Origin of the sequence: Amycolatopsis kentuckyensis (assembly GCF_002155975.1) — a bacterium.
GTDB lineage: Bacteria > Actinomycetota > Actinomycetes > Mycobacteriales > Pseudonocardiaceae > Amycolatopsis > Amycolatopsis kentuckyensis.
The window spans coordinates 1-21,530 of record NZ_MUMI01000726.1; the positions used below are offsets into that span (position 1 = coordinate 1).

25 protein-coding genes and 3 pseudogenes are annotated in these 21,530 nt (G+C 73.7%); 14 read left to right on the forward strand and 14 right to left on the reverse strand.

Features of this window, described 5'->3' with window-relative positions:
• The 3 genes and pseudogenes from CCN39_RS46525 to CCN39_RS53080 form a co-directional block, all read right to left on the reverse strand.
• A pseudogene (locus CCN39_RS46525) lies at positions 1-201 on the reverse strand (ATP-binding protein); the annotation flags it as partial.
• A 111-nt stretch (positions 202-312) separates the two neighbouring features.
• On the reverse strand, positions 313-789 hold the full coding sequence (locus tag CCN39_RS46530) for a TetR/AcrR family transcriptional regulator C-terminal domain-containing protein (protein WP_434781166.1): 477 nt from the start codon (positions 787-789) through the stop codon (positions 313-315).
• A 6-nt stretch (positions 790-795) separates the two neighbouring features.
• A pseudogene (locus CCN39_RS53080) lies at positions 796-993 on the reverse strand (TetR/AcrR family transcriptional regulator); the annotation flags it as partial.
• A gap of 53 nt (positions 994-1,046) precedes the next feature.
• On the opposite strand from CCN39_RS53080, the gene CCN39_RS46535 reads away from it, so the two are divergent.
• The 9 genes and pseudogenes from CCN39_RS46535 to CCN39_RS46575 all read left to right on the forward strand — a co-directional run bounded on the left by CCN39_RS46535 (position 1,047) and on the right by CCN39_RS46575 (position 8,818).
• Complete coding sequence (locus tag CCN39_RS46535; RefSeq protein ID WP_086853463.1) at positions 1,047-1,862, forward strand: alpha/beta fold hydrolase; 816 nt, start codon at positions 1,047-1,049, stop codon at positions 1,860-1,862.
• Positions 1,859-2,755: an alpha/beta fold hydrolase gene (locus CCN39_RS46540; protein ID WP_086853465.1), complete on the forward strand. Its 897-nt coding sequence runs from the start codon at positions 1,859-1,861 to the stop codon at positions 2,753-2,755. The genes CCN39_RS46535 and CCN39_RS46540 overlap by 4 nt, the downstream gene beginning before the upstream one ends.
• On the forward strand, positions 2,752-4,239 hold the full coding sequence (locus tag CCN39_RS46545) for an FAD-dependent oxidoreductase (RefSeq protein WP_086853467.1): 1,488 nt from the start codon (positions 2,752-2,754) through the stop codon (positions 4,237-4,239). Before CCN39_RS46540 ends, CCN39_RS46545 begins: the two co-directional genes overlap by 4 nt.
• Complete coding sequence (locus CCN39_RS46550) at positions 4,236-5,513, forward strand: amidohydrolase family protein (protein ID WP_086853469.1); 1,278 nt, start codon at positions 4,236-4,238, stop codon at positions 5,511-5,513. The genes CCN39_RS46545 and CCN39_RS46550 overlap by 4 nt, the downstream gene beginning before the upstream one ends.
• On the forward strand, positions 5,513-6,091 hold the full coding sequence (locus CCN39_RS46555) for a TetR/AcrR family transcriptional regulator (protein ID WP_086853471.1): 579 nt from the start codon (positions 5,513-5,515) through the stop codon (positions 6,089-6,091). The genes CCN39_RS46550 and CCN39_RS46555 overlap by 1 nt, the downstream gene beginning before the upstream one ends.
• Before the next feature lie 414 nt (positions 6,092-6,505).
• A pseudogene (locus tag CCN39_RS53085) lies at positions 6,506-6,715 on the forward strand (histidine kinase dimerization/phospho-acceptor domain-containing protein); the annotation flags it as partial.
• Between the two features lie 196 nt (positions 6,716-6,911).
• Positions 6,912-7,412, forward strand: coding sequence for a TetR/AcrR family transcriptional regulator (locus CCN39_RS46565; protein WP_086853474.1), 501 nt, complete (start codon positions 6,912-6,914; stop codon positions 7,410-7,412).
• 13 nt (positions 7,413-7,425) lie between these two features.
• The gene (locus tag CCN39_RS46570) at positions 7,426-7,776 is read left to right on the forward strand and encodes a hypothetical protein (RefSeq protein WP_086853476.1); all 351 of its coding nucleotides are present in this window, start codon (positions 7,426-7,428) and stop codon (positions 7,774-7,776) included.
• A gap of 40 nt (positions 7,777-7,816) precedes the next feature.
• Complete coding sequence (locus CCN39_RS46575; protein ID WP_208630678.1) at positions 7,817-8,818, forward strand: alpha/beta hydrolase family protein; 1,002 nt, start codon at positions 7,817-7,819, stop codon at positions 8,816-8,818.
• A 78-nt stretch (positions 8,819-8,896) separates the two neighbouring features.
• Here the strand turns inward: CCN39_RS46575 and CCN39_RS46580 are convergent, their stop codons facing one another.
• Genes CCN39_RS46580 through CCN39_RS46595 form a run of 4 tightly spaced genes read right to left on the reverse strand, consistent with a single transcriptional unit; the run spans position 8,897 to position 9,975 of the window.
• Positions 8,897-9,055, reverse strand: coding sequence for a DUF6307 family protein (locus tag CCN39_RS46580; RefSeq protein WP_086853481.1), 159 nt, complete (start codon positions 9,053-9,055; stop codon positions 8,897-8,899).
• A gap of 10 nt (positions 9,056-9,065) precedes the next feature.
• Positions 9,066-9,248, reverse strand: coding sequence for an RGCVC family protein (locus CCN39_RS51400; RefSeq protein WP_208630679.1), 183 nt, complete (start codon positions 9,246-9,248; stop codon positions 9,066-9,068).
• A 5-nt stretch (positions 9,249-9,253) separates the two neighbouring features.
• Positions 9,254-9,442, reverse strand: a complete 189-nt coding sequence (locus CCN39_RS46590; RefSeq protein WP_086853485.1) for a hypothetical protein — start codon at positions 9,440-9,442, stop codon at positions 9,254-9,256.
• A 56-nt stretch (positions 9,443-9,498) separates the two neighbouring features.
• The gene (locus CCN39_RS46595; protein ID WP_086853487.1) at positions 9,499-9,975 is read right to left on the reverse strand and encodes a DUF5994 family protein; all 477 of its coding nucleotides are present in this window, start codon (positions 9,973-9,975) and stop codon (positions 9,499-9,501) included.
• A gap of 253 nt (positions 9,976-10,228) precedes the next feature.
• Here CCN39_RS46595 and CCN39_RS46600 point away from each other — a divergent pair, with 253 nt between their 5' ends.
• A complete protein-coding gene (locus CCN39_RS46600) occupies positions 10,229-10,648 on the forward strand; it encodes a DUF6292 family protein (protein WP_086853489.1) in 420 nt (139 codons plus the stop codon).
• A gap of 126 nt (positions 10,649-10,774) precedes the next feature.
• Positions 10,775-11,803 (forward strand): methyltransferase, encoded by a 1,029-nt coding sequence (locus CCN39_RS46605; protein WP_143264439.1) that lies wholly within the window; start codon positions 10,775-10,777, stop codon positions 11,801-11,803.
• Between the two features lie 37 nt (positions 11,804-11,840).
• On the opposite strand, the gene CCN39_RS46610 is transcribed toward CCN39_RS46605, so the two are convergent.
• From CCN39_RS46610 to CCN39_RS46625, 4 genes are read right to left on the reverse strand one after another with little or no spacing between them, the layout of a single operon-like run.
• Positions 11,841-13,352 carry an acyl-CoA dehydrogenase family protein gene (locus tag CCN39_RS46610; RefSeq protein ID WP_086853491.1) on the reverse strand — a complete coding sequence of 504 codons (1,512 nt, stop codon included), beginning with the start codon at positions 13,350-13,352 and terminating at the stop codon, positions 11,841-11,843.
• The gene (locus CCN39_RS46615; RefSeq protein WP_086853493.1) at positions 13,349-15,511 is read right to left on the reverse strand and encodes a xanthine dehydrogenase family protein molybdopterin-binding subunit; all 2,163 of its coding nucleotides are present in this window, start codon (positions 15,509-15,511) and stop codon (positions 13,349-13,351) included. The genes CCN39_RS46610 and CCN39_RS46615 overlap by 4 nt, the downstream gene beginning before the upstream one ends.
• Positions 15,508-16,503: an FAD binding domain-containing protein gene (locus tag CCN39_RS46620; RefSeq protein WP_086853495.1), complete on the reverse strand. Its 996-nt coding sequence runs from the start codon at positions 16,501-16,503 to the stop codon at positions 15,508-15,510. The genes CCN39_RS46615 and CCN39_RS46620 overlap by 4 nt, the downstream gene beginning before the upstream one ends.
• A complete protein-coding gene (locus CCN39_RS46625) occupies positions 16,500-16,982 on the reverse strand; it encodes a (2Fe-2S)-binding protein (RefSeq protein WP_086853497.1) in 483 nt (160 codons plus the stop codon). The genes CCN39_RS46620 and CCN39_RS46625 overlap by 4 nt, the downstream gene beginning before the upstream one ends.
• 142 nt (positions 16,983-17,124) lie before the next feature.
• Between CCN39_RS46625 and CCN39_RS46630 the strand changes: the two genes are divergently transcribed.
• Entirely contained in the window at positions 17,125-17,598 is a 474-nt protein-coding gene (locus CCN39_RS46630; protein WP_086853499.1) for a nuclear transport factor 2 family protein, read from the forward strand.
• A 102-nt stretch (positions 17,599-17,700) separates the two neighbouring features.
• Here the strand turns inward: CCN39_RS46630 and CCN39_RS46635 are convergent, their stop codons facing one another.
• From CCN39_RS46635 to CCN39_RS46645, 3 genes are read right to left on the reverse strand one after another with little or no spacing between them, the layout of a single operon-like run.
• Positions 17,701-18,378, reverse strand: coding sequence for an Rv1733c family protein (locus CCN39_RS46635; RefSeq protein WP_143264440.1), 678 nt, complete (start codon positions 18,376-18,378; stop codon positions 17,701-17,703).
• Positions 18,375-19,415, reverse strand: a complete 1,041-nt coding sequence (locus CCN39_RS46640) for an Acg family FMN-binding oxidoreductase (protein WP_086853502.1) — start codon at positions 19,413-19,415, stop codon at positions 18,375-18,377. Before CCN39_RS46640 ends, CCN39_RS46635 begins: the two co-directional genes overlap by 4 nt.
• Before the next feature lie 5 nt (positions 19,416-19,420).
• Positions 19,421-19,882, reverse strand: coding sequence for a DUF6292 family protein (locus CCN39_RS46645; protein WP_086853504.1), 462 nt, complete (start codon positions 19,880-19,882; stop codon positions 19,421-19,423).
• 387 nt (positions 19,883-20,269) lie between these two features.
• On the opposite strand from CCN39_RS46645, the gene CCN39_RS46650 reads away from it, so the two are divergent.
• Together CCN39_RS46650 and CCN39_RS46655 are read left to right on the forward strand one after the other, a co-directional pair.
• Entirely contained in the window at positions 20,270-21,280 is a 1,011-nt protein-coding gene (locus CCN39_RS46650) for an Acg family FMN-binding oxidoreductase (RefSeq protein WP_086853518.1), read from the forward strand.
• Between the two features lie 13 nt (positions 21,281-21,293).
• The gene (locus tag CCN39_RS46655) at positions 21,294-21,530 is read left to right on the forward strand and encodes an SHOCT domain-containing protein (protein WP_167455382.1); all 237 of its coding nucleotides are present in this window, start codon (positions 21,294-21,296) and stop codon (positions 21,528-21,530) included.

The window sequence follows — 21,530 nt, forward strand, 5'->3', positions numbered from 1 at the left end:
CGGGCCGCGGCCGTGATCGTAGGCGTTGGTCACCAGCTCGGTGGCCACCAGCAGCACATCCCCCAGGTGGGCGTCATCGACCCCGGCCAGGGCCCGCGAGGCCCAGCGACGGATCTCGACCAGCGCCGGCGCGGCCGTCCCGCGCAGGTCCATCGACCACAACAGCGGCGCCGGGGTCGGGTCGCTGCGCGACTCGGGCATGACGAATCAACCCTTTCAGGCTCTCCGTCCTCGCTGCTGAAGACGTCCGCTCTCCGGCGGTACCCCGCCGCGGCGAAATCAACCCTCGCTTGCGCGGTCCGCCGGTGAACCTCAGCGGTCGTGCAGCCGGCGCAATCCGCTGACGATCAGTTCCAGGCCGAAGGCGAACTCGTCCTCCAGGGGTACCGGCAGCGAGTCCGCGACCGCGCGGGTGGCCGGGTAGTCGGCGGACGACAGCTCGTGGAAGCGCGTCGACACCCGCTCTCGCTCGGCGTCGTTCCCGGCTCCGGCCAGCTGGATGGCGAACCCGAGGACGTAACGCGCCAGGGTCGCGTAGGCGCGCGCCGCGAGGCCCGGCGGCAGCCCGCCGTCGAGCAGGACAGCCAGGCAGCGTTCCCGCAGCGCCATCGCGTTCGGTCCGGTCGGGGTCTGCTCGATCAGCAGCGGCGCGATCCCGCGGTGCCGGCCCAGCGCGCCGAACATCGCCTGCGCGACGGCCTGGCAGGCCTGGTCCCAGCTCAGTGCCGCCAGGGCCCGGGCGTCGAGGTCGACCTCGCCGAAGACGCGGTCGATGACGTGGGTGATCAGGGTCGCCCGGTTGCCGAAGTGGCGGTAGAGCGTGGCCGTGCCGGATTCCAGCCGCTGGGCGAGGCTCCGCATGGACAGCGCCTCGGCGCCTTCTTCGTCCACCAGCTGCAACGCCGTGGCGAGGATCCGGTCCAGCGGGACAGCGGGACGGCCACGGGAGCGCCGGGCGGACGCGGCGGGCAACGAGGAGCTGGTCACACCCACGAGTATGACGGCCGGTTGACACCCCCGGCAATAACGGCAACACTGTTGCCATTATGAAGACCAACGGCAAAACCCGGTTCGTGACCGTGGACGGCCTGCGCATCCACTACGAACGCGCAGGTCAGGGCCCGGCGCTCGTGCTGCTGCACGGCAGCGGGTCGTCGATGGAGGGCTTCGAGCGGGTGGCGGCCCTGTTGTCGGCGTCCTCCGACGTGATCCGCCCGGACCTGCCCGGCTTCGGGCGGACCGGACCGCGCCCCGACCGCGACTACCGCGTGGGCACGTATGCGGCGACGGTCGCCCGCTTCATGACCGCGTTGCAGGTACCGCGGTTCGCGGTGGCCGGGAACTCCCTCGGCGGCAACATCGCGTGGAACCTGGCCCTGGACGCGCCGGAGCGGGTGGACCGGCTGGTCCTGGTCAACGCCACCGGCTATCCGGGGAAGACGCTGCCCGCCGGGTTGCGGCTGGCCCGGAACCCGTTGCTGCGCCCGCTGCTGCGGCGCTGGCTCCCCCGCGGCGCGACCGAACGCGGGCTGCGGGAAGCCGTCGGCGCGAACTCGGCGATCGTGGACGACACGATGGTCGACCGGGTGCACGCGCTGACCGGCCTGCCGGGCAACCGGTCGGCGTTCGTCGACTTCGCCAACACCGACCAGCCCGACCGCAGCGCGGAAATCCCGAAGATCGCCGTCCCGACGCTGGTCCTGCGCAGCGCCGCCGTCGACGGGCAGCACTTCGCCCGCGACATCCCCGGCGCCCGGGAGCTCGTCCACGCCGACGGCGGGCACCTGCTGCCGGAAGAAGACCCGGACTGGGTGGCCGCGGCGATCGCGGAATTCCTGGCCGGGAAAGGGGAACGGCGATGAAGTACTTCGTCGCGTCCGATGAGGACCGCCGGCTCGACGCGGCGACGCGGCGCTCGCTGCGGGGCAGTTTCGTCCCGTTGTCCGACGGGGTGACGCACTACGAGCTGGCCGGCCCCGCCGACGGCGAACTCGCCGTGCTGGTCGGCGGCATCACGATCCCGCTGTTCTACTGGGACGCGCTCGCCGCCCGGTTGCACGCCCACGGCCTGCGCACCCTGGCCTACAGCGCCTACGGCCGCGGGTATTCCGACCGCGTCCAGGGCCGCTACGACGAGGCGTTGTTCGTCCGGCAGCTGGCCGAGCTGACCGCGGCGCTGGACCTCACGCCGCCGCGGCACGTGGTCGGCACCTCGATGGGTGCCCTGGTCGCGATGGCCTACACCAGCCGGCACCCCGAAGCCGTGCGCACGCTCACCGTCGTCGGCCCGGCCGGCCTCACCGAACGTCCGCTGCCGCAGCGGTTGCTGCGCAACGACGTCGTCGCGGGATTCGTCGCCCGGCGCTTCGGCCGCAAGCTCCTGGAAGACCACCTCGGGCACAACGTCCGCGATCCCGGCCGCTCCGCCGAACTGGTCGCCATGGTGCGCGACGCCTACCGGTTCGAAGGTTCGCTCCACGCGTTCTTCCGGACCCTGCAGGACTTCCCGCTCCACGCACGGCAGGAACTCTTCCGCCGCACGGGCGAACTGGGCCTCCCGGCCCTGCTGGTGTGGGGCGACGACGACCAGGTCACCCCGATCACCCACCTCGACACCGTCGTCGAGCTGCTGCGCCCGCGGCAGACCCACGTCATCACCGAATGCGGTCACATGGCCCCCTTCGAACGGCCTCGCGACGTCGGCGACCTGCTCGCGTCGTTCACCGCTTCCCACCCCGATCGGCTCGAACCATGAACGAAACCCTCGACGTCCTGATCGCCGGCGCCGGCCCGGCCGGCACCACCCTCGCGATCGACCTGGCCCGCCGCGGCCTGGCCGTCCGCATCGTCGACAAAGCGCCACACTCCTTCGAAGGCTCCCGCGCCAAAGGCATCCAGCCGCGCACCCTGGAGGTCTTCGACGACCTCGGCGCGATCGACGACGTCCTCGCCGGCAGCAGCGACTACCCCCGCCTCGGTATCCACCTGGGCCCGGTCACCGCCCCGTGGCGGATGTTCCGCAACCGGCAACGCACCGCCGACGTCCCGTACCCGAACACCCGGCTGATGCCCCAGTACCGCACCGACAGCGTGCTGCACGACCGGCTCGAACAGCTGGGCGGCAAGGTCGAACACGGCCGGGAGCTGCTCGGGTTCACCCAGGACGGCACGTCGGTCACCGCCACGGTGACCGGCGACAGCGGCACCGAACGGATCACCGCCCGCTACCTCGTGGGCGCGGACGGCGGTTCGAGCGCCGTCCGCAAGCACCTCGGCCTCGGCTTCCTCGGCGAGACCGACGAGCAGGACCGGATGCTGATCGTCGACGCCGTCACCGCCGGCCTGTCCCGCGACCGCTGGCACGTCTGGCCCGGGGTGCGGGGCCGGTTCGCGGGCGCCTGCCCGCTGCCGCACACCGACCTGTTCCAGTGGATGATCCGGCTGGCCCCCGGCGAAGTGGCACCCGAGGGCGAAGACGCCATCACCCGGCGGATCCGGGCCCACACCCGCAACCGGCGCATCGAGGTGCGCGACGTCCGGTGGCGGTCGGTGTTCCGGCCCAACATCCGCCTGGCGGAGGCCTACCGCCGCGGCCGGGTCTTCCTCGCCGGCGACGCCGCCCACGTGCACACCCCGGCCGGTGCGCAGGGCCTCAACACCGGCATCCAGGACGCCTACAACCTCGGCTGGAAGCTCGCCCAGGTCCTCGCCGGAGCCGACGCGCGGCTGCTGGACAGCTACGAAGCCGAACGCCTGCCGATCGCCGCGGGAGTCCTCGGCCTGTCGACGAAGAAGTACGAAGGCATCGCCAAGCTCGACCCGGCGAGCCTGCGCCGCGGCAAGGACGAGCAGCAGCTGTCCCTGACCTACCGCGGCGGCCCGCTCGCGCCGGCCGGCGGCGACCGCACGACGACGCTGCAGGCCGGCGACCGGGCGCCGGACGCCGAAGTGGCCGGCTCGCGCCTGTTCGACACCTACCGGGGACCGCACTTCACCCTGGTCGCGTACGGTCCCGAGGCCGCGGCAGCGAGCGACGAACTCGACTGGCCGGCCACGGGAGCGCCGCTCTGCCGGATCACGGCCGGCGACCGGCCCGGATTCCGCCGGAGCTACGGGGTCGAGGGCGACACCCTGCTGCTCGTGCGCCCCGACGGCTACCTCGGCCACATCGCCACCCACGACTTCCTCGGCTCGACCCGCACCGCCGCCCGGACCATGACCCCGGAGGCGGCCGCATGAACCGCGTCCTGCTGCGCGGCGCACGCGTGATCACCATGGCACCGCACCGGCCCGACGCCGAACGCGCCGACGTCCTGATCGACGGCGACACCATCACCGCCGTCGGTGACGGACTCGACGAAACCGGCGCGCGGATCGTCGACGTCACCGGCCGGATCGTCCTGCCCGGCCTGGTCAACGCCCACCTGCACACCTGGCAGGCCGCCCTGCGGGGCGTGGGCACCGACTGGACGCTGGCGGACTACCTCGGCCGCATGCACGGCGCCGTGGCCCGCCACTACCGCCCCGAGGACATGTGGATCGGCACCCTCGCCGGTGCGCTGGGCCAGCTCGACCGCGGCACCACCACCGTGGGCGACTGGTGCCACAACACGCCCACCCCGGAGCACACCGACGCCGCCGTCGACGGGCTCCGCGCGTCCGGCGTCCGCGGGGTGTTCCTGCACGGCACCCCGTACTCCGCGCCCGACGCGGCCCACCCCGTCAGCGAGGTCGACCGGCTGCCCCGCGGCCCGTTGCTCGGCATCGGCATGGCCGTCCGCGGCCCGCAACTGTCCACTCCGGACACCGCGGTCGCCGACTTCCGCGCCGCCGCCGAACGCGGCCTCGTGGTGTCGATGCACCAGAGCGGCGGCGAGCCGGGGCCGGGCTGGGCCGCGGTGCGGGACGCCGGGCTGCTGAGCCCCGCCACCAACGTCGTGCACGGCGCCGGGCTCACCGAAGACTGGCTCAAGACCTTGGTCGACGCGGGCGCAACCCTCACCAGCACGCCCGAGAACGAACTCGGCCAGGGCCACGGCTTCCCCGTCACCGGGCACCTGCTCCGGCTCGGCGCCGCACCTTCACTGGGCACCGACACCGACGCCGTCACCCCCGCCGACGTCCTCTCCGCCGCCCGCATCGCCCTGGCGCACCAGCGCGGCCACGACCACGACCACCACCGGCGGAACACCGGCTCCTTCTCCCTCACCGCAACGATCACCGCCAAACAGGCCCTGGCCTGGGCCACCGTCGAAGGCGCCCGGGCGCTCGGCCTCGCCGACCGCGTCGGCCGGCTCGAAGCGGGCATGCAGGCCGACCTCGTCGTCATCGACGGCCCGGCACCGAATCCGGTCGCGGCCGCGCTGCACGCGAGCGCCGCCGACATCGAAGCGGTCATGATCGCCGGTCGCTGGCGCAAGCGCGGTCACGCCCTCGTCGGCGTGGACCTCGGCACCGTGCGAGAACAGCTCCGGGAATCCACGGGCCACCTCCTCCCCCACCTCACGGGCTGATGGGCAAGCGGGCGGACCACGCGAGCGGGACCCGGGCGGACCTCCTCGCCGCGGCGAAGCGCCTGTTCGCCGAACGCGGCTACCTCGACACCAAGATCACCGACATCGCCGCCGCGGCCGGCCGCGCCGTGGGTTCCTTCTACAACCACTTCACGGACAAGGAACAGCTCCTCGCCGTGCTGCGCAGCGAACTCACCGAGTCGGCCGGACGCGGCCCGGCGAGTGAGGACGCGATCCGCGAGCACATCACGGCCTGCTGGACGGCGCTCCGCGCCCACCGGCCCACCGCCATCGCGCTGCTGCAGTCGGCGATCGCCGCCGCGCCGGCCTCCGGACGGCTGCGGGACGAGCTGGCCGCCTGGACGGCCCCGCTGCGCAAGCACTTGGAAAGCCGGCCCGACCGCGGCGAGCCACCGGCCGGCAACCCCGACCTGGTGGCGGCGGCCGTGGGAGTGCTGCTCGCCGGCCTCAACCACGCGCTGCCCGACGACGACCACGTCGCCGACACCGTGACGAACCTCGTCCTCCACGGCCTGACCGGCCCGGCGCAGCTGCCGCCGGCGGGCTGCACGTGCTGACGGCCGGTGAGCCTGCGGCGCGCGGACTCCGCAACGAGCGGTCAGGCACGGCAGTCGTACCGGGTCTGAGCGCCGGCCATCGGGGGACGGAACCTGCGTAGCGGGCCGCGTCGAGCCGGCGTAGGCCGCCGGATCGACCGGCGGCGGGGAACGACGCCGAGGCTCCGCCCGCACTGCTCAGGACGAACTTCAGCTCGCCGCCGGCGTCTCCAGACTAGGGAGTACAGCGGTTCCGCGAAGACCTCCAGCTGCTCCGGGCCGGGAACGTGCTGGTGGTGAGCCGGAGCCTGGCCGACATCGAGGACACCCTCACCCGGCTCCGCGACAAGCTGGTGGTGGTGTCCCTTCTGGGCGGCGTGCTGGCCGCCGTGGCGAGCCTGCTGCTGACGCGGCGCGGTCGCGCCGGTGACGCGGTTGACCGCGACCGCCGAGGAGATCGCCCGCACCGAGCACCTCCCGGCCCCGCTCTCCAGCGACGACGAGGTCGGCCGGCTGGGCCGCGCGTTCACCGCGATGCTCGCCGCCCTGCAGGAGTCGCGACGTCGGCAGCGTGATCTGGTCGCCGACGCCGCCCACGAGCTGCGCACACCGCTGACCAGCCTGCGGACCAACGTCGACCTGCTGGCCCTGGAGCGGACCGTGCTCAACCTGCTGGACAACGCGGTCAAGTTCTCCCCCGGCGGACGGCGAAGGTGCCCGCGTCCGCGTCGAGCTTCCCCTCGCCGGATCGGACTGACCGGAAAGCTCCGGTGCCGCAGGACCACCAATTGAGGAACGATCGTTCTTGACTGATCGTTCCCCAAAAAGCTAGGGTCGGCACATGGGCAGGCAGAGGACGTTCGACGAGGACGAAGTGGTGCGCGCCGCCGTGGGGTTGTTCGGCAGCCGGGCTTACGACGGGGTGTCCGTCGACGATCTCGTCACCCACCTCGGCGTGCACCGCAACAGCCTGTACAAGACGTTCGGCAGCAAGCGCGGGCTCTACCTGGTCGCGCTGCGCCGCCACCTCGCCGACGATGTCCGCCCGCTGGCCGATGCGCTCGCCGCGGCACCGGATGCCGCGAGCGCGCTCCAGGTCATCACGTCGGCCGACCTCGGCCTGCTGCTGCTCGCGGCGGTCGAACGGGCACCGGCCGATGAAGAGGTGGCCGCCGAGGTCGCCGCGGCGCTGGCCGCCATCGACCAGGCGATCGCCGACGCACTGAGCATTTCCGCCGCCCTGGCCGCCGCCCTCACCGCTGCCGCGCTGGGCATCCTCCTGCGCGGCAACCCCGACGGGGTCGGCGCCGCGCTGATCCGACGTTTCGATTCGCTCGACTGACAAGGAAACCGACATGGCACTGGTCCACATCGACGGCGACGACCTCGTGGTCGTGATCGAAGGTCTCGACAAGCTCTGGGCCTTCAAGAGCAGCCTGACCATCCCGCTGGCCAACGTCCGCGGCGCGACCGCGGACCCCGGCATCGCCACCGATCCCAAGGGGATCCGCGCCCCGGGGGCCCACGTTCCCGGCGTGATCACGGCGGGCACCTTCCACCTCGACGGCGAAAAGGTCTTCTGGGACGTCAAGGATTCGTCGAAGGCCGTGGTGATCGAACTCGCCGACGAGCGCTACGCCCGCCTGGTCCTCCAAGTCGACGACCCGCGCGAGACCGTCACGCTGGTCGAGAACGCCCTCCGCTGAAAGAGGCAAGCCGATTTTCTCGCACCTCGTCACGGTCGTGATGTCGCTGGCCGTCGTGACCGCCACCCCGGCCGAGGCGACGCCCGGCCTCGTCCCCGCCACCGACCGCGAAGTCGTCTTCACCGTCGACGGGACGGCGACGTACGGCACCCTGCACGTTCCCGCACACCGCGCCGGGCAACGGCTGCGCGCAGCCCTGCTGCTGCCCGGCAGCGGGCCCACCGACCGCGACGGCAACCAACCACCCCACGCGTCCCCGGACACCCTGGCGCAGCTGGCCGCCGCGCTCGACGGCGAGCGGGTCGCCACGCTGCGGTTCGACAAGTACGGCACCGGCCGCACCGGGCTCGGCGCCTACCGCGACCACCCCGAAGCACTCGACTACCCGGCGTTCGTCCGGCAGGCCGCGGCCGCCTACGAGGTGTTGCGCGCTCAGCGGGTGGCCGACCCGCAGGCGCTGATGGTCGTCGGGCACAGCGAGGGCGCGATGACCGCGCTCCTGCTCGGCGGCACCGTCCACCCGCGCCCGGCCGGCCTGGCACTGCTGCAACCGCAGGCGATCCGCCTGCTGGACCTGGTCGCGCTGCAACTGCATGCCCAGGTCGCCGAGGCGACCCGGCAGGGCCAGTTGACCGCGGAGCAACAGCGTGCGGTCGACGCGGCGATCGACGCCGCCGTCACCGCCCTGCGCGCACACCGGCCGTTCGACCCCACCGGCCTGCCACCCGCGCTCGCCCAGCTCTTCGAGGCCTTCCAGGGGCCGAGCGGCCGGTTCGTGGAGAGCGACGACGCCGTCCACCCGCCGGAAACCGCCGCGGCCCTGCGACCGGGAACCAGGGTACTGCTCACCTGCGGCACGAACGACAGTCAAGTCCCCTGCGCCACCACGGATGCCTTGACCGCGGCCCTCCGCGGCGCGCACACCGGCAGACCGGGCCGGGTGCGACTGTCCGGAGTGGACCACCTGCTGCACGACGCCGACCGCCCGGACACCCTCGCCCCGGCCGCGCTCGACGCCCTGCACCGGTTCACGCGGTGCTGAAGCGGACCGTCATGGACGCGGCGTGAATCCGGCAGGCCGCAGCGCCCGGCATCGAGAGGCCGGGCGCACGGCGCTTGTTCACCGCATTCGTTCGGGGATCGAGTCCATGGTGTGCAGCAGCTGCACAGCCAACGCCTGGATCTCCTTGTCGGACAACTTCGTGTTCTCCTTGAGAACATCGCGCACCAGCTTGACCCGCAGTTCGTAGCGGGACGCGAAAGCGATATCGGCAGTCATGGTTTTTCCTTCAGAGGCTCGTGGTGTCGCCGACGCAGACGCATTGGCGGTTGAACCCACCCGCCACGGTGGCCGTGCAGAACCGGCGTGCGATCGAATCATGCGATTCCTGGGCGTGCGGGCACGTCGCACACGCGACCCCGGTCCCCGTCCCGGCGCCGCCGGCTTCTTCGACGACCGGCGCGTGGACCATCCGCGTCACGCCCGGCCGGAGGGGTCGGGTGCCCACGTGCTCCCCGGGCCGGGTCGTGTCCCGCCGCCGGTGGGCGGCGCCGGGGTGTACACCGGCTGGAGGAACAGGCTCCCGTACCGGTGGTCCTGGGACGTGGTGAGCGCTCCGGGCCGGGACTGCTCGGCGAGGGGGTGGCTGAACAGCGAACTGTCCAATGTGGAAGTAGTGATCGGGGGATCCTCTCGTGGACGCCGCGGGTGGGCGGCGTGGTTCAGGAGTGCAGCGCCGCGGCGCTGGGGGTGCGCGCGCCCCCGGCGGCGGTGGCCGCGAGCAGCTGTGCGCTGTCGTCGGTGTTGCCCGGCTCGGCGGCGGTCGTGAGAGCGTGCTCGGCGACCTCGGGGCTGGTGGCCGGGGGAACGACCAGCAGGGTCGTCCGGTGCCGGTTCCAGCCGATCACCGTCAAGCTGCCGGGCGGCTGCGACCGGAATCCTTCGAGCCGGACGACGCCGTCGTCGAAGGTGACGCGCCGGGGGGCAGCCGGCCAATCGCCGAGGTGGTAGGTGACCCGGTCGATTCGGCCCAGCCGGGTGACCAGCGCCGTGAGCAGCGCGGGCAGGTCGGCGGCCAGGTCGGCGGTCCGGGGCCACCAGGCGCCGTCGACGTGTCCGGTGGCGGGTGCCACCGGTTTCAGCCGCAGACGTGGTTCGGCGGCCGGTTGCGCGGAGGAGGTATTCGGGCCCGACGGCATGTCGGCGCTCCCGTCTCCGGCCGTGGAGACCGGCCGGACTGGGGCCGAGGACGGCGCGGGCTCGAACACCCACGCGCGAAATGCTCTCGGACACCACTGACAGTACACGACGACTGCGCCGAGTGCGCGAAGGGCCAGTTCTGCCAGGGACCTCCGAGGTCGGCGTGTTCGGCCGCGCTGCCGCACGGACCCGATCACTTCCGCTCCGGGCGCCGGACGGCACGGCGGCCGGTGGCCGTTTAGCGTGGCGGGTATGGAGCACCCCGAACCCGACGCCCGGACCCTCGAACGCGGCCTGGGCGAATACGTGCGTGCGGTCGCGGCCGCGGTCGGTGTCCCGGACGAGAGCACCACGGTGGAGATCAGCGACACGGCCACCGCCTACCTCGGCCTGCCCCGGCGGTGGCCCGACCGGCCCGACCACGACGTCATGCTGGTCTGGAGCGAACTGCGCGGGTGGTCGCTCGCGGTGGAAACCGACCCCGCCGAGGATCCGGTTCTCATCGCGCGCCACGGCGACGACCTCGTGCCGTCCCCCGGTACCGTCGCGCGCTTCGTCGCCGACGCCGTCGCCGGCACCCACACCGGCCAGGAGAGTCCCGGCCCGGTGACCGCCGCGACCCGCACGTCGCTGGCCGAGCGGCTGAAACCCTACGTCCGTCACCCGCGGTGACCCCGGCCGGGCCGCGAGGTCCGCCGCCCGGAGCTCGACGGGGAGCGCACGGCGGAAGACGCCCGTTCCCCGTAGCGGGCGAAAGACTTCGGGCTTCACGTTTTCTCCGGCGCGGAAGGTGATCCCGTGGACAGCAACGGTCCGGCACGACTCTCCGACACCGAAAAGGCCGGCATCCGGCTGTTCGAGGAGACGCTCGGGTACGTCTACTCGGCCGCCCTGCGCGCCGCGGCCGACGTCGGGGTCGCCGACCACCTGGCCGACGGCCCGAAGACGGTCGCCGAGCTGGCGCGGGCCACCGGCGTCCACGCCGAGAACCTCCACCGCGTCCTGCGGGCGCTGGCCATGCGCGGCGTGTTCCGCGAGGACGAGGCGGGCCGGTTCGAGCTGACGCCCGAGGCCGAGCTGCTGCGCACGGACGTGCCGGGCTCGCTCCGCTCCGCGGTGCTGACGTTCACCGACAAGACGTTCTGGAACTCGCACGGCGAACTCGCGCACAGCGTGCGGCACGGTGACGCGTCCTTCGACCAGGTCTTCGGCACGACGTTCTTCGACTACTTCCGGGACGTCGAGTCGCCCGGGACGTTCTACTCGGGCATGCAGTCGAAGTCCGACTCCGAGAACGCGTCCATCGTCCGCAACCTCACGTTCCCGCCGGGCGCGACGGTCGTCGACGTCGGCGGCGGCTACGGCGGGCTGCTGCTGGAGGCCCTGCGCGCGGACCCGAGCCTGAAGGGTGTGCTGTTCGACCTCGGCGACCACGTGGTGGCGGGCCACCGGCTGGGCGAGCTCGGCGACGACGGCCGCTGGGAGCTGATCACCGGGGACTTCTTCGAGGCGTGCCCGCCGGCCGACGTGTACCTGCTCAAGCACATCATCCACGACTGGAACGACGAGCAGTGCGTCCGCATCCTGCGCAACTGCCGCCGCGCGCTGTCGCCCGGCGGGCGGATCATCGTGCTGGACACGGTGATCCCGCCGCGCAACGAGCCGCACCTCGGCAAGCTGTTCGACATCATGGTGATGTCGATCCTGCCCGGCCGGGAGCGGACCGAAGAGCAGTTCCGGGCGCTGCTGGCCGAAGCGGGCCTGGAGCTGACCCGGGTCGTCGACACCGGGTTCGCGGTGTCGGTCGTGGAGGCGGTCGTCCGCTGAGCCCCCGGAACGGTCCCGCTCGCCCGGGCGGGACCGGTCACGCGGCCAGGGGATCTTCCAGCAGGCCCGGCAGGGCGTCGGCGTGGCGGAGCAGGCGACGGCAGATTCCGTTGATCCGCTCCGGGAGACCGAGCACCTGGCCGGCGGTGAGCAGCCCGTGGGCGAGGTACCAGCCGCCGTGGGCGTCGGCCTGCTCGGCGCAGTGCAGCTCGTACAATCCGGACGGCAGCGCCCCCAGCTCGGCCAAGATCTCCGCCGTCCGGCGGGCCGCGTGCGCCTCGGCGAACCGCAGGGCCAGTTCGGTCCGGGCGTTCCAGGTGGCGAACGAGCCGTCCAGCCCGGTGGTGAGCTCGGTGTGCAGCAGCCGTTCCCGGGCGCGGAAGAGCCGCACCCACTCGTCGGCGTCCGGGGTGTCCGCGGGCGGCGCGTAGTCCTGGCCCGCGGCCATCGTCCACGCCGCGTCCAGCAGGATCAGCCGGTTGTCGCCGCCGGCGGACCGGAACGCCCAGGTCAAGCCCTGGTAGCCGATCAGCCGGTGCTCCGAGAAGAACCCCGCGGTGCCGCCGGCCGACCGGGCGCGGTCCACCGCGTCGCCGGCGAGCGCCGTGACCGCCACCTTGGTCAGCCCCAGTTCCCGGTGGGCGTTCGCGGGGGCGCCGAAGGACCAGTAGCGGCCGGTCTCCCGCCGCGCGAGCGCCGTCGCCGCCAGCGCCGCGGCGAGTGCCCCGAACACCAGGCGCTGCTGGGTCAGGTGGGCGATCGCCGGCACTTCACCGGCCAGGCGGTCGAGGGTCCGGCGGTGGACCGCGCGGTCGAGGGCGAGCGCGGCGCTCGCGCGGGCCGCGGCCGCGAGGCCGGCCGTGATCGCACCCCAGCCGAAGCGGCCCATGCTCATCGTCCGCCGTCCCCGGGCGGCGGAGTCGCCCAGCGGGTCGTGGAACCCGCCGTCGGCGTCGATCGAGGCGCCGTCGCGCAGCCACCGCCGGTAGGGCACCCGGACCCGGTCGAACCGGACGGTCGCGTAGTCCAGCGGCAGCAACGCCGTCGGCGGCCGCGGCTCGATCGTGACGCCCGGGCAGGGGCCGTGCTCGTCGCGCAGGGGAACCAGGAACAGCGCGGTGCCTTGGTCTTCACCGCCGGTCAGCAACCGCGCGCTGACGACGGCGAGCGGCGCGAACCCGGCCGGGCCGACGGTCGCCGGGTACTTCGCCGCACCGGGCACCGGCGTGGAGAGCACGAACTCGCGGGCGGCCGGGTCGAACACCGCCTCGGTGTGCGTCCGGGAGTTGCTGTTGGCGTGGCCGAGCTCGGCCAGCAGCGCGGCACCGATCCGGCGGCCCGAGACGAGCTCGGCGACGTCCTCCTCGGCCGCGCCCTGGTCCAGCGCGGCGCCGATGGCCATGCAGTGGTGCAGGAACAGCAGGAAGAACAGGCTCGGATCGGTCACCGCGCTGCGTTCCAGCAGCGCCCGCAGGCGGGCGTGGTCGTGCAGCAGCGGCCGATCGGCCGCCAGCCCGGCCCGCAGGCGCGCGTCGGCGGAGCCGGTCACAGCAGCTTGTCCGGCGTGATCGGCAGGTCGAGGACCCGCCGGCCGGTGGCGTGGTGGACGGCGTTCGCGACGGCGGCGGCCACCCCGGTGATCCCCACCTCGCCCGCGCCGCGGATCCCCAGCGGCATGGTCGGGTCCGGCTCGCCGAGGAAGGAGACGTCGATCGGCGGGACGTCGGCATGCCCGGGGACGTGGTACTCGGCCAGGCCGGGGTTCACGATCCGCCCGGTGCGCGGGTCGACGAGCGTCTGCTCCGACAGCGCCATGCCGAGACCCATCACGATCCCGCCGCGCACCTGGCTCGCCGCCGTCTTCGGGTTGACGACCGTGCCGATGTCGAAGACGCCGGTCCACCGCGACACCCGGACCTCACCGGTCTCCCGGTCGACGCGCACCTCGCAGAAGTGCGCGCCCGTGGCGGCCCGCACCTGCTGCATGTCCCGGCCCAGCAGCGCGCCGAACCGCTGTGGCCAGTCGGCGTCCGAGCCCGAGGCGGCCTCGATGCCGGGCAGGCCCGCCCGGGTCAGGATCTCGGCGAAGCCGGTGCCGCCGGTCTTCCCGGCCAGCGTGCGCAACGACCGCTTCAGCTCTTCGGCCGCTTCGAGCACCGCGGCGGCGATGCTCGCGGTCTGGATCGACACGTTGGCCCCCGGCGCCGTGGGCAGCGCCGAGTCGCCGTACTCCACCCGGACGGCGTCGACTCCGACGCCGAGCGCGTCCGCCGCGATCTGGGCCTGCGCGGTCGCCCCGCCCATGCCCATCTCCTGGAACCCGCAGCGGACCAGCGCGGTCCCGTCCGCCGAGAGCCGCACGGTCACGTTCGCCGGGAACTGCCACGACGGGTGGTAGGCCGTCGCGACGCCGGTGCCGACGAGCCAGCGCCCGTCCCGCGTCGCCCCCGGCCGGGACGCCCGCTCGTGCCAGCCGAACCGCGCCGCGCCGCGGGCGTACACCTCGCGCAGCCGCCGGTGGGCGAACGGCCGCCCGTCCACCGGGCTCACCGCGGGCTCGTTGCGCAGCCGCAGTTCCACCGGGTCCAGCCCGAGCTCGCCGGCGAGCTGGTCGACCGCCGATTCCAGGGCGAACGTGCCGATCGCCTCGCCGGGGGCGCGCATGAAGGTGTTGGCCAGCAGGTCCAGCTGGACCAGGTGCTGGCCGAGCCGGATGTGCTCGGCGGCGTAGAGGTGCCGGCTCTGCTCGGTGATCTGCTCCGGCAGGCCGCCGACCCGGCCCGTGCGGCTGACGCTGGTGTGCACCAGCGCGGTCAGGGTGCCGCTCGTGGTCGCGCCGAGGGCGACCCGCTGGATCGACGGTGTCCGGCCGCCGACCGTGCGGTAGACGCCTTCCCGGGTGAGCGCCAGCCGGACCGGCCGCCCGGTCGCGCGCGCGGCCAGCGCGGCGAGGATCGTGCCGGGCCAGACCGAGCCCTTGCCGCCGAAGGCGCCGCCGGTGAACGGCGAGAGCACCCGGACGTCCTCCCGGGGGATGCCGAAGCTGACCGCGAGGTGCGTGCGGAACCAGCCGATCGACTGCGTGCCCTCGTGGACGGTCAGCCGGTCGCCGTCCCACACCGCGGTGGTGGCGTGCGGCTCGATCGCGTTGTGCTGGTACTGCGGGGTGGTGAAGCGCAGGTCCACGCGGACGGGGGCGGCCGCCAGCGCGGCCTCCGCGTCGCCCTTCACCGCCTGGCTGGGCATCATCGGGTTGTCCGGCTGCGGCACCGCGTGCGGCGCGGCGGCCGCGAAGTCCACTATGGACTCGGTGACGGCGTAGCCGGCGTGGACGAGCGCGGCCGCTTCCCGCGCGGCCTCGGGCGTCTCGGCGACGACGACCGCGATCGGCTGGCCGTCCCAGTGCACCTCGTCGCCGCCCAGCGGCGTGACGAAGGTGCCGGTGAACATCGAGTCGAAGTCGGTCGGGCTCAGCGCGGGCGGCGGGTTCAGCGGCGGGGAGTCCAGGTGCGTCAGCACGGCGAGCACGCCGGGCACCGCGCGCGCCTCGGCGGTGTCCAGCGTGGTGATCCGGCCCCGGGCCACGGTCGCGTGGACGAGGGCGGCGTGCGCGAGGCCGGGGTAGGCGTACTCGGCGGCGTACCGGGCCGTACCGGTCGTCTTGGCGCCGCCGTCCCGACGGTCGAGCGGAGCACCGATCGCGGTCATGCCGGGTTCCCTTCGGCGGCCAGGTCCCGCAGCGTCGCGGTGATCAAGCGCCGCGCGAGCTCCACCTTGAACGCGTTGTGCCCGGTCGTGGTCGCCGGCGCCAGTTCGGCGTCGGCCGCCCGCCGGAACGACGCTTCGGTGACCGGCTCGCCGGCCAGCACGCGCTCGGCTTCGGTGGCGCGCCAGGGCTTCGTGCCCACACCGCCCAGCGCGAGCCGGACCTCGGTGACGATCCCGTCGTCGACGCGCAGCGCCGCGGCGACCGACACGAGCGCGGGCCCGGCCGACGCCCGGTCGCGGACCTTGCGGTAGCGCGAGTGCGCCGCGACCGGCAGCCGCGGCAGCTCGACGGCCGTGACCAGTTCGTCCGCCGCCAGCGTCGTTTCCACGTGCGGGGTGTCGCCGGGCAGGCGGTGGAAGCCGGCCACCGGGATCCGCCGCACCCCGCGGGTGCTCTGCACCTCGGCGACCGCGTCGAGCAGCACGAGCGCGACCGCCATGTCCGACGGGTGGGCCGCGATGCACCGGTCGCTCACGCCGAGCACCGCGCTGCCGCGGGACAGCCCGCCGATGGCATCGCAGCCGCTGCCGGGCACGCGCCGGTTGCACGCGGCGGCCCGGTCGTGGAAGTACAGGCAGCGGGTGCGCTGCAGCAGGTTGCCGCCGACGGTGGCCACGTTCCGCAGCTGCGCGGACGCGCCGTTGAGGACCGCCTCCGCCAGCACCGGGTAGCGCGTCCGCACCAGCGGATCGGCGGCGAGGGCGGTGTTGCGCGTGAGCGCGCCGATGCGCAGCCCGCCACCGGGCCGCTCCTCGACGCCGGTGATCGGCAGCCTGCCGATGTCGACGACGGTGTCCGGCTGCTCGATCCGCTCCCGCATGAGGTCGACCAGGTTCGTGCCGCCGGCGAGGAACTTCGCGTGGGCGCCGTCCGCGATCGCGGCCAGCGCGGTGGCCGTGTCCGGCGCGCTGACGTAGGAGAAGGACTTCATTCCGCGGCCTCCCGGATCGCCGCGACGATGCCGTTGTAGGCACCGCACCGGCACAGGTTGCCGCTCATCCGCTCGCGGATCTCGGCTTCGGACAGCTCGCCGCCACCCGCCGGAGGAGTGACCGCGCTCGGCACGCCGTCCTTGTGCTCGGCCAGCATCCCGATCGCCGAGCAGATCTGCCCGGGGGTGCAGTAGCCGCACTGCAGCCCGTCGTGGCGGACGAACGCGGCCTGCAGCGGGTGCTCGACGCCCTCGATGGTGGTGATCTCCCGCCCGGCGTACTGGACGGCGAGCGCGAGGCAGGAATTGATCCGTTCGCCGTCGGCGAGGACCGTGCACGCACCGCACGCGCCCTGGTCGCAGCCGGCTTTCGTGCCGGTCAGGCCGAGGTGCTCGCGCAGCGCGTCGAGCAGGCTCACCTCCGGCGGGACGTCCAGCCGTGATTCGGATCCGTTGACCCGCAGGGAGAACTCGACCATGTCCGCACGGTAGTGAGCGACGGCGAGCGCTTTCTACTCCGAGGGTGCTCGATCGGCCGCGGAGACCGTCGGAAACGAGAAAACGGCGGCCGGGCAATGCCATTCTCGGGTGGGTAAACGACCACTTTCCACAGGAGTGCACGTGCTTTCGGAAACCACGCTGACCAGAGAACTGTACAACGGCCTGCAGCTCGTCGAGTTCGACCGCTGGGACGCCATCATCGCCGACGACGTGCTGATCAACAGCCCGGCCAAGTTCGGGCAGGTCGGCCTGGGGGCCCTGAAGGAGTGGGCCAAGTGGTTCGTCCGGCTGGGCAAGCGGATCGACCTGGTCGACGAGCACCTGGCCCTCGACGCGGCGGGAAACGGTCGCGGTTTCATCGTCTTCACGCTGCACTGGAAACACGACGAGCCGTTCTTCGACGTAATTCCGACCGGCCGTGAGGGGACATCGGTGGAAACCATTGTCCTCAAGGTGGAAAACCACCGGATTTCGCAGATCGACGTCGCCAGCAACACCGTCGACCTCGTCGTCTACCTGACCCAGCGCGGCTGGCCCTACCCGCACAACGTCCGGCCGGAGCCGCTGGTGGCGGGCATCGACCGGAGCGCGTGACCGGGCGCCGGCGCAGGAGACGCCGTGGCGGCGGCCGTGGCGGAGGTGTACGCGAGGCTCGACCGGCTGCCCGGGCGGAACTCCCGGTACAGGACCTGGGGTTCACGCGCGGCCGAGCCGCTGCTGTTCGCGGAAGCGGTTCAGCACCAGCACGGCACCGCGGTAGGCCAGCCACAGGAGGAACACCACACCAGCCCACAAGCCCACCGCCGGCACCGCCGAGTCGATGAGGGCCGACGCCGGGGTGAGGGGACGCTCAACCGGGGCACCCGCGGCGTCCAGCCAGACCGGCACCTCGTTGCCCACGACCGTTCCCGACGGGGCGTCCACCACGCCGGTGCGCCACTCACCCTCGCGCGTCGTCCAACGCGCCGCCGCCGGGCCGGCCTGGCCCGGGATCCCGTCTCGCCCGGGCAGGCCGGGAGCGGGCCCGTCGGCCAGCAGGACAGCCGTCGAGGTGTAGCGCGAAGCGAGCTGTTCGCCGGAGCGGGCCGCCTCGTCCGTGTAGAGGCCGATGCCGAACAGGACCGCGACCGCCGCCGCGACGGACGACAGCACCAGGACGGACCGCAGCAGGGCCGCCTGGAGCCGGTCCGACGGACGGGCCACCGTGTCGCGTCCCGGCAAGAGTGTGCGCCGCAGCCGGCCGATCCGCGTCATCGTGGCCATCGCTCCTGCCTTCTCGCTGAGCGCCACGCCCGGCGGCGGCAGCGTGGCCGAGCTGCCGAGGTCGGCCGTGCCGCCGCGCTGTTCTTCGTCGCCCGGCCACGCCGACATCATCTGCCCGGCGGCCCGGACGTGGCGGCGGGTGGGCGGACAGCGGTGTCCGGGCCGCCGCGGAGCACCTCCTGGGCCGCCCGGCGAGGCGAAGGCGGGTCGGCTTCCGCGGCATAGCCGATGCGCAGGAGCGCCTGCGGGAAGCCGGTGAGCTCGAGGTCTTCGCACAGCGCGGAGCGCACCGGCTCCAGGTGCAGTGGCTGCGTCAGCACCGCGGCCGCGAGCCCGAGGTCGACCGCGGCGAGCCAGGCCCGCTCCAGCGCGTAGCCGGCGCGGACGTGGTCGGCCCGGGCGTCGTCCGCGGTGACGAAGACCAGCAGCGTCTCGTCGGCGAGCCGGCGCTCGAGTTCCGGCGTGTCCGGGACCTCGGTGGCGCGCCGGACCAGGCCCGCCCACGGCACCGAGCCGGCCGGCACCCGGCCGGCGGGGAGACCGACCCCGTGCCGGTGGGCACGTTCGTCCCGGATCGTCCAGAGGGACAGCTCGCGCTGGTAGCCGCTGTCGGCCCGGAAGTGCTCCGCGGCGTAGTGCAGCAGCCGGGCGACCACGGCGGCCTCCCGGCCGGGCCGGACGGGACGCGCTTCGACGCCCGGCGCCCCGCCCGCGTCGACGAGCTTGTGCACCACCGGTGCGGGCACGGCCACCCCTTCGAACGGCGCCCGGTGGCTCGCCCGGCGGGCGATCGCCCCGTAGCGGCGGAGTTCTTCGTGGGTGGGTGCGGCCTCGGCGCCGACGGCGATCCGGGCCACCAGGTCCGGCTCGCGCGCGTCGGGCAGGAACTCGATCTCCGCGGCCCGGCCGAGGGTGCGGACGGCGAGCTCGAGGTTGGCCACCGCGGCACCGCAGGACGCGGCGCGGTCACGGCCGCGCGGGTCGTGGTGCGGCAAGGGCCGTTCCGCGCGTTCGCGCACCCGCAGCTCGGCCGGCCCGACTTCCAGCAGCCACGGCTGGGTGTTGTGCACCGACGGCGCGCGCGTCATCGACCGGACCAGCACCTCGGTCTCGGCCGCCGTCCAGGGCCTTCCCTCCACAATGGACATCCGGATCAGCCTGCCCGGCGCAGGAACGGGGGGCCCGCCGCCCACTCGTCGCGGCGATGGCGCAGCAACCGGGCGACCAGTTCGCCCGGGTCGCCACGCAGGTCCGGCGGAACGGGCGCGGCGATCGGGCCACCCGTGGCGCGCAGGCCGGCCACGAACCGGAAGACGCGGGAGGGCGCCGGCACGAGGTCACCGCCGAGGTAGGCGAGCACCAGCAGGTCCTCGCCGGAATGGGTCTCCATGGCGAACGACCACCCGTGGTGCTCGTCCCACAGCAGGGCCATGTCCCGGCCCGGGTGGCTGCGCAGCCGCACGTCCAGGGCGATGTAGCCCGACACGGGGGTGCCGAGGTCCACGGTGCAGGACTCCTCGCCGACGCCGGCCGCGGCGCTCACCGCGGCCAGGTAGCCGGTCAGCCCGCACCGCAGGCCGTGGTCACGGTCGATACCGGTCAGCAGGGGAATCACCTTCCATCGCCTCGAAACGTGCACCGGCCCCGGGCGGACCGGCCTCCCCCACGCGCCGACCGTACGGCCCCGCGACCGCGGCGCGATGGCGTCGTTCGACCCCGATCGGAGGGACTTTCGTCACCGCGGTGCCGCACGCCCGACCGGGGCCTCAACGCCTTTCGCCGGGCTCCGCCGTACCGGAAACCATTGCGGCGCAGCCGATGGCCGGCGGCCTGCTCCCGCACACCCCCGGGACACCGCGGGAGTCGATCCTGCGGGCGGCGGTGTCCCTGCTGCCCGGGCACCGAAAGTCCCCGGACCGGAGGCATTCCGGCCCTCCCGGCGACCCGCCGCGCGGTGCGAGGGTGGCACCGGCAGCACCCCCGACCACGAGGCAGGCCGATGATGGACCGAGCATTCCCGGACGACTTCACCGTGAAGACCGCGGTCGCCATGGCGGTCCGCGCCCCGTCGGTGCACAACTCCCAGCCGTGGAACTGGCGGCTCGGCCACAGCACCCTGCACCTCTACGCCGACCCCGGCCGGCAGCTGCGCGAAACCGACCCGGACGGCCGCGATCTGGTCCTCGGCTGCGGCGCGGCCCTGCACCACATCCGGATCGCGTTCGCCGCACTCGGCTGGACCGCCGAGGTGCACCGCCTGCCCAACCCGGACGAGCCGGACCACCTCGCGGCGATCACCCTGCACCGGCACGAGCCGTCCCAGGACGAGGTCGCGATGGCCGCCGCGATCCCCCGGCGCCGCACCGACCGGCGCCGGTACAGCTCGTGGATCGTGCCCCGGGCGCACGTCGAAGCCATGGCGAAGGCCGCGGCGCTGGAAGGCACCGTGCTGCAGGTCGCCGAGAACGCCGCCCGCTACCACCTGGCGACCGCCGTCGAGGAGGCTTGGGAACGGCACCAAGCCGACCCGGCCTACCGCACCGAACTGGCCGCCTGGAGCGGACGGCACGTCTCGCCCGACGGCGTCCCGGCCCGCAACACCCCGGCACCCGACGACACCCCTGGTGCGCTGCGGACCCGCCCGTTCGCCGACCCGCTGCTCTCCCAGCCACCGGACGCCAAGGCCGAGGACGACGAGACCCTCCTGCTGGTGCTGAGCACCGCCTCCGACGACCGGATGTCCCGGCTGCGCGCCGGCGAGGCGACCAGCGCCGCCCTGCTGACCGCCACCGCGTCCGGCCTGTCGTCGTGCCCGCTGACCGAGCCGCTGGAGCTGTCCGACGTCCGCGACACCGTGACCGAACGGGTCACCGGCGGCTCGTTCCCCCAGATGGTGCTGCGCATCGGCTGGGCCCCCGCCAACGCCGACCCGCTGCCCGCCACCCCGCGCCGGGACCTCGCCGACGTGCTGCAGCCGCTCGAAGCTCCCCCGAAGCACTTCCAGGCACGCTAGGAAGGAGCCGGTCATGCCGTACTGGTACCACTCCGGAGCCATGGGCTGGTTCGGCGGCGTCGGCATGCTCGTGCTGCTGGCGCTCGTGCTCGCCACGCTGGTCGCCCTCGTCGTCGTCCTCGCGCGCCGGGGACCGCAGCCGGAACCGGGCGGCACCGCCCGGCGCATCCTCGACGAGCGGTTCGCCCGCGGCGAGATCGACCAGGAGGAATACGAACAGCGCCGCGACGCGCTGACGCGAACGAAGTGA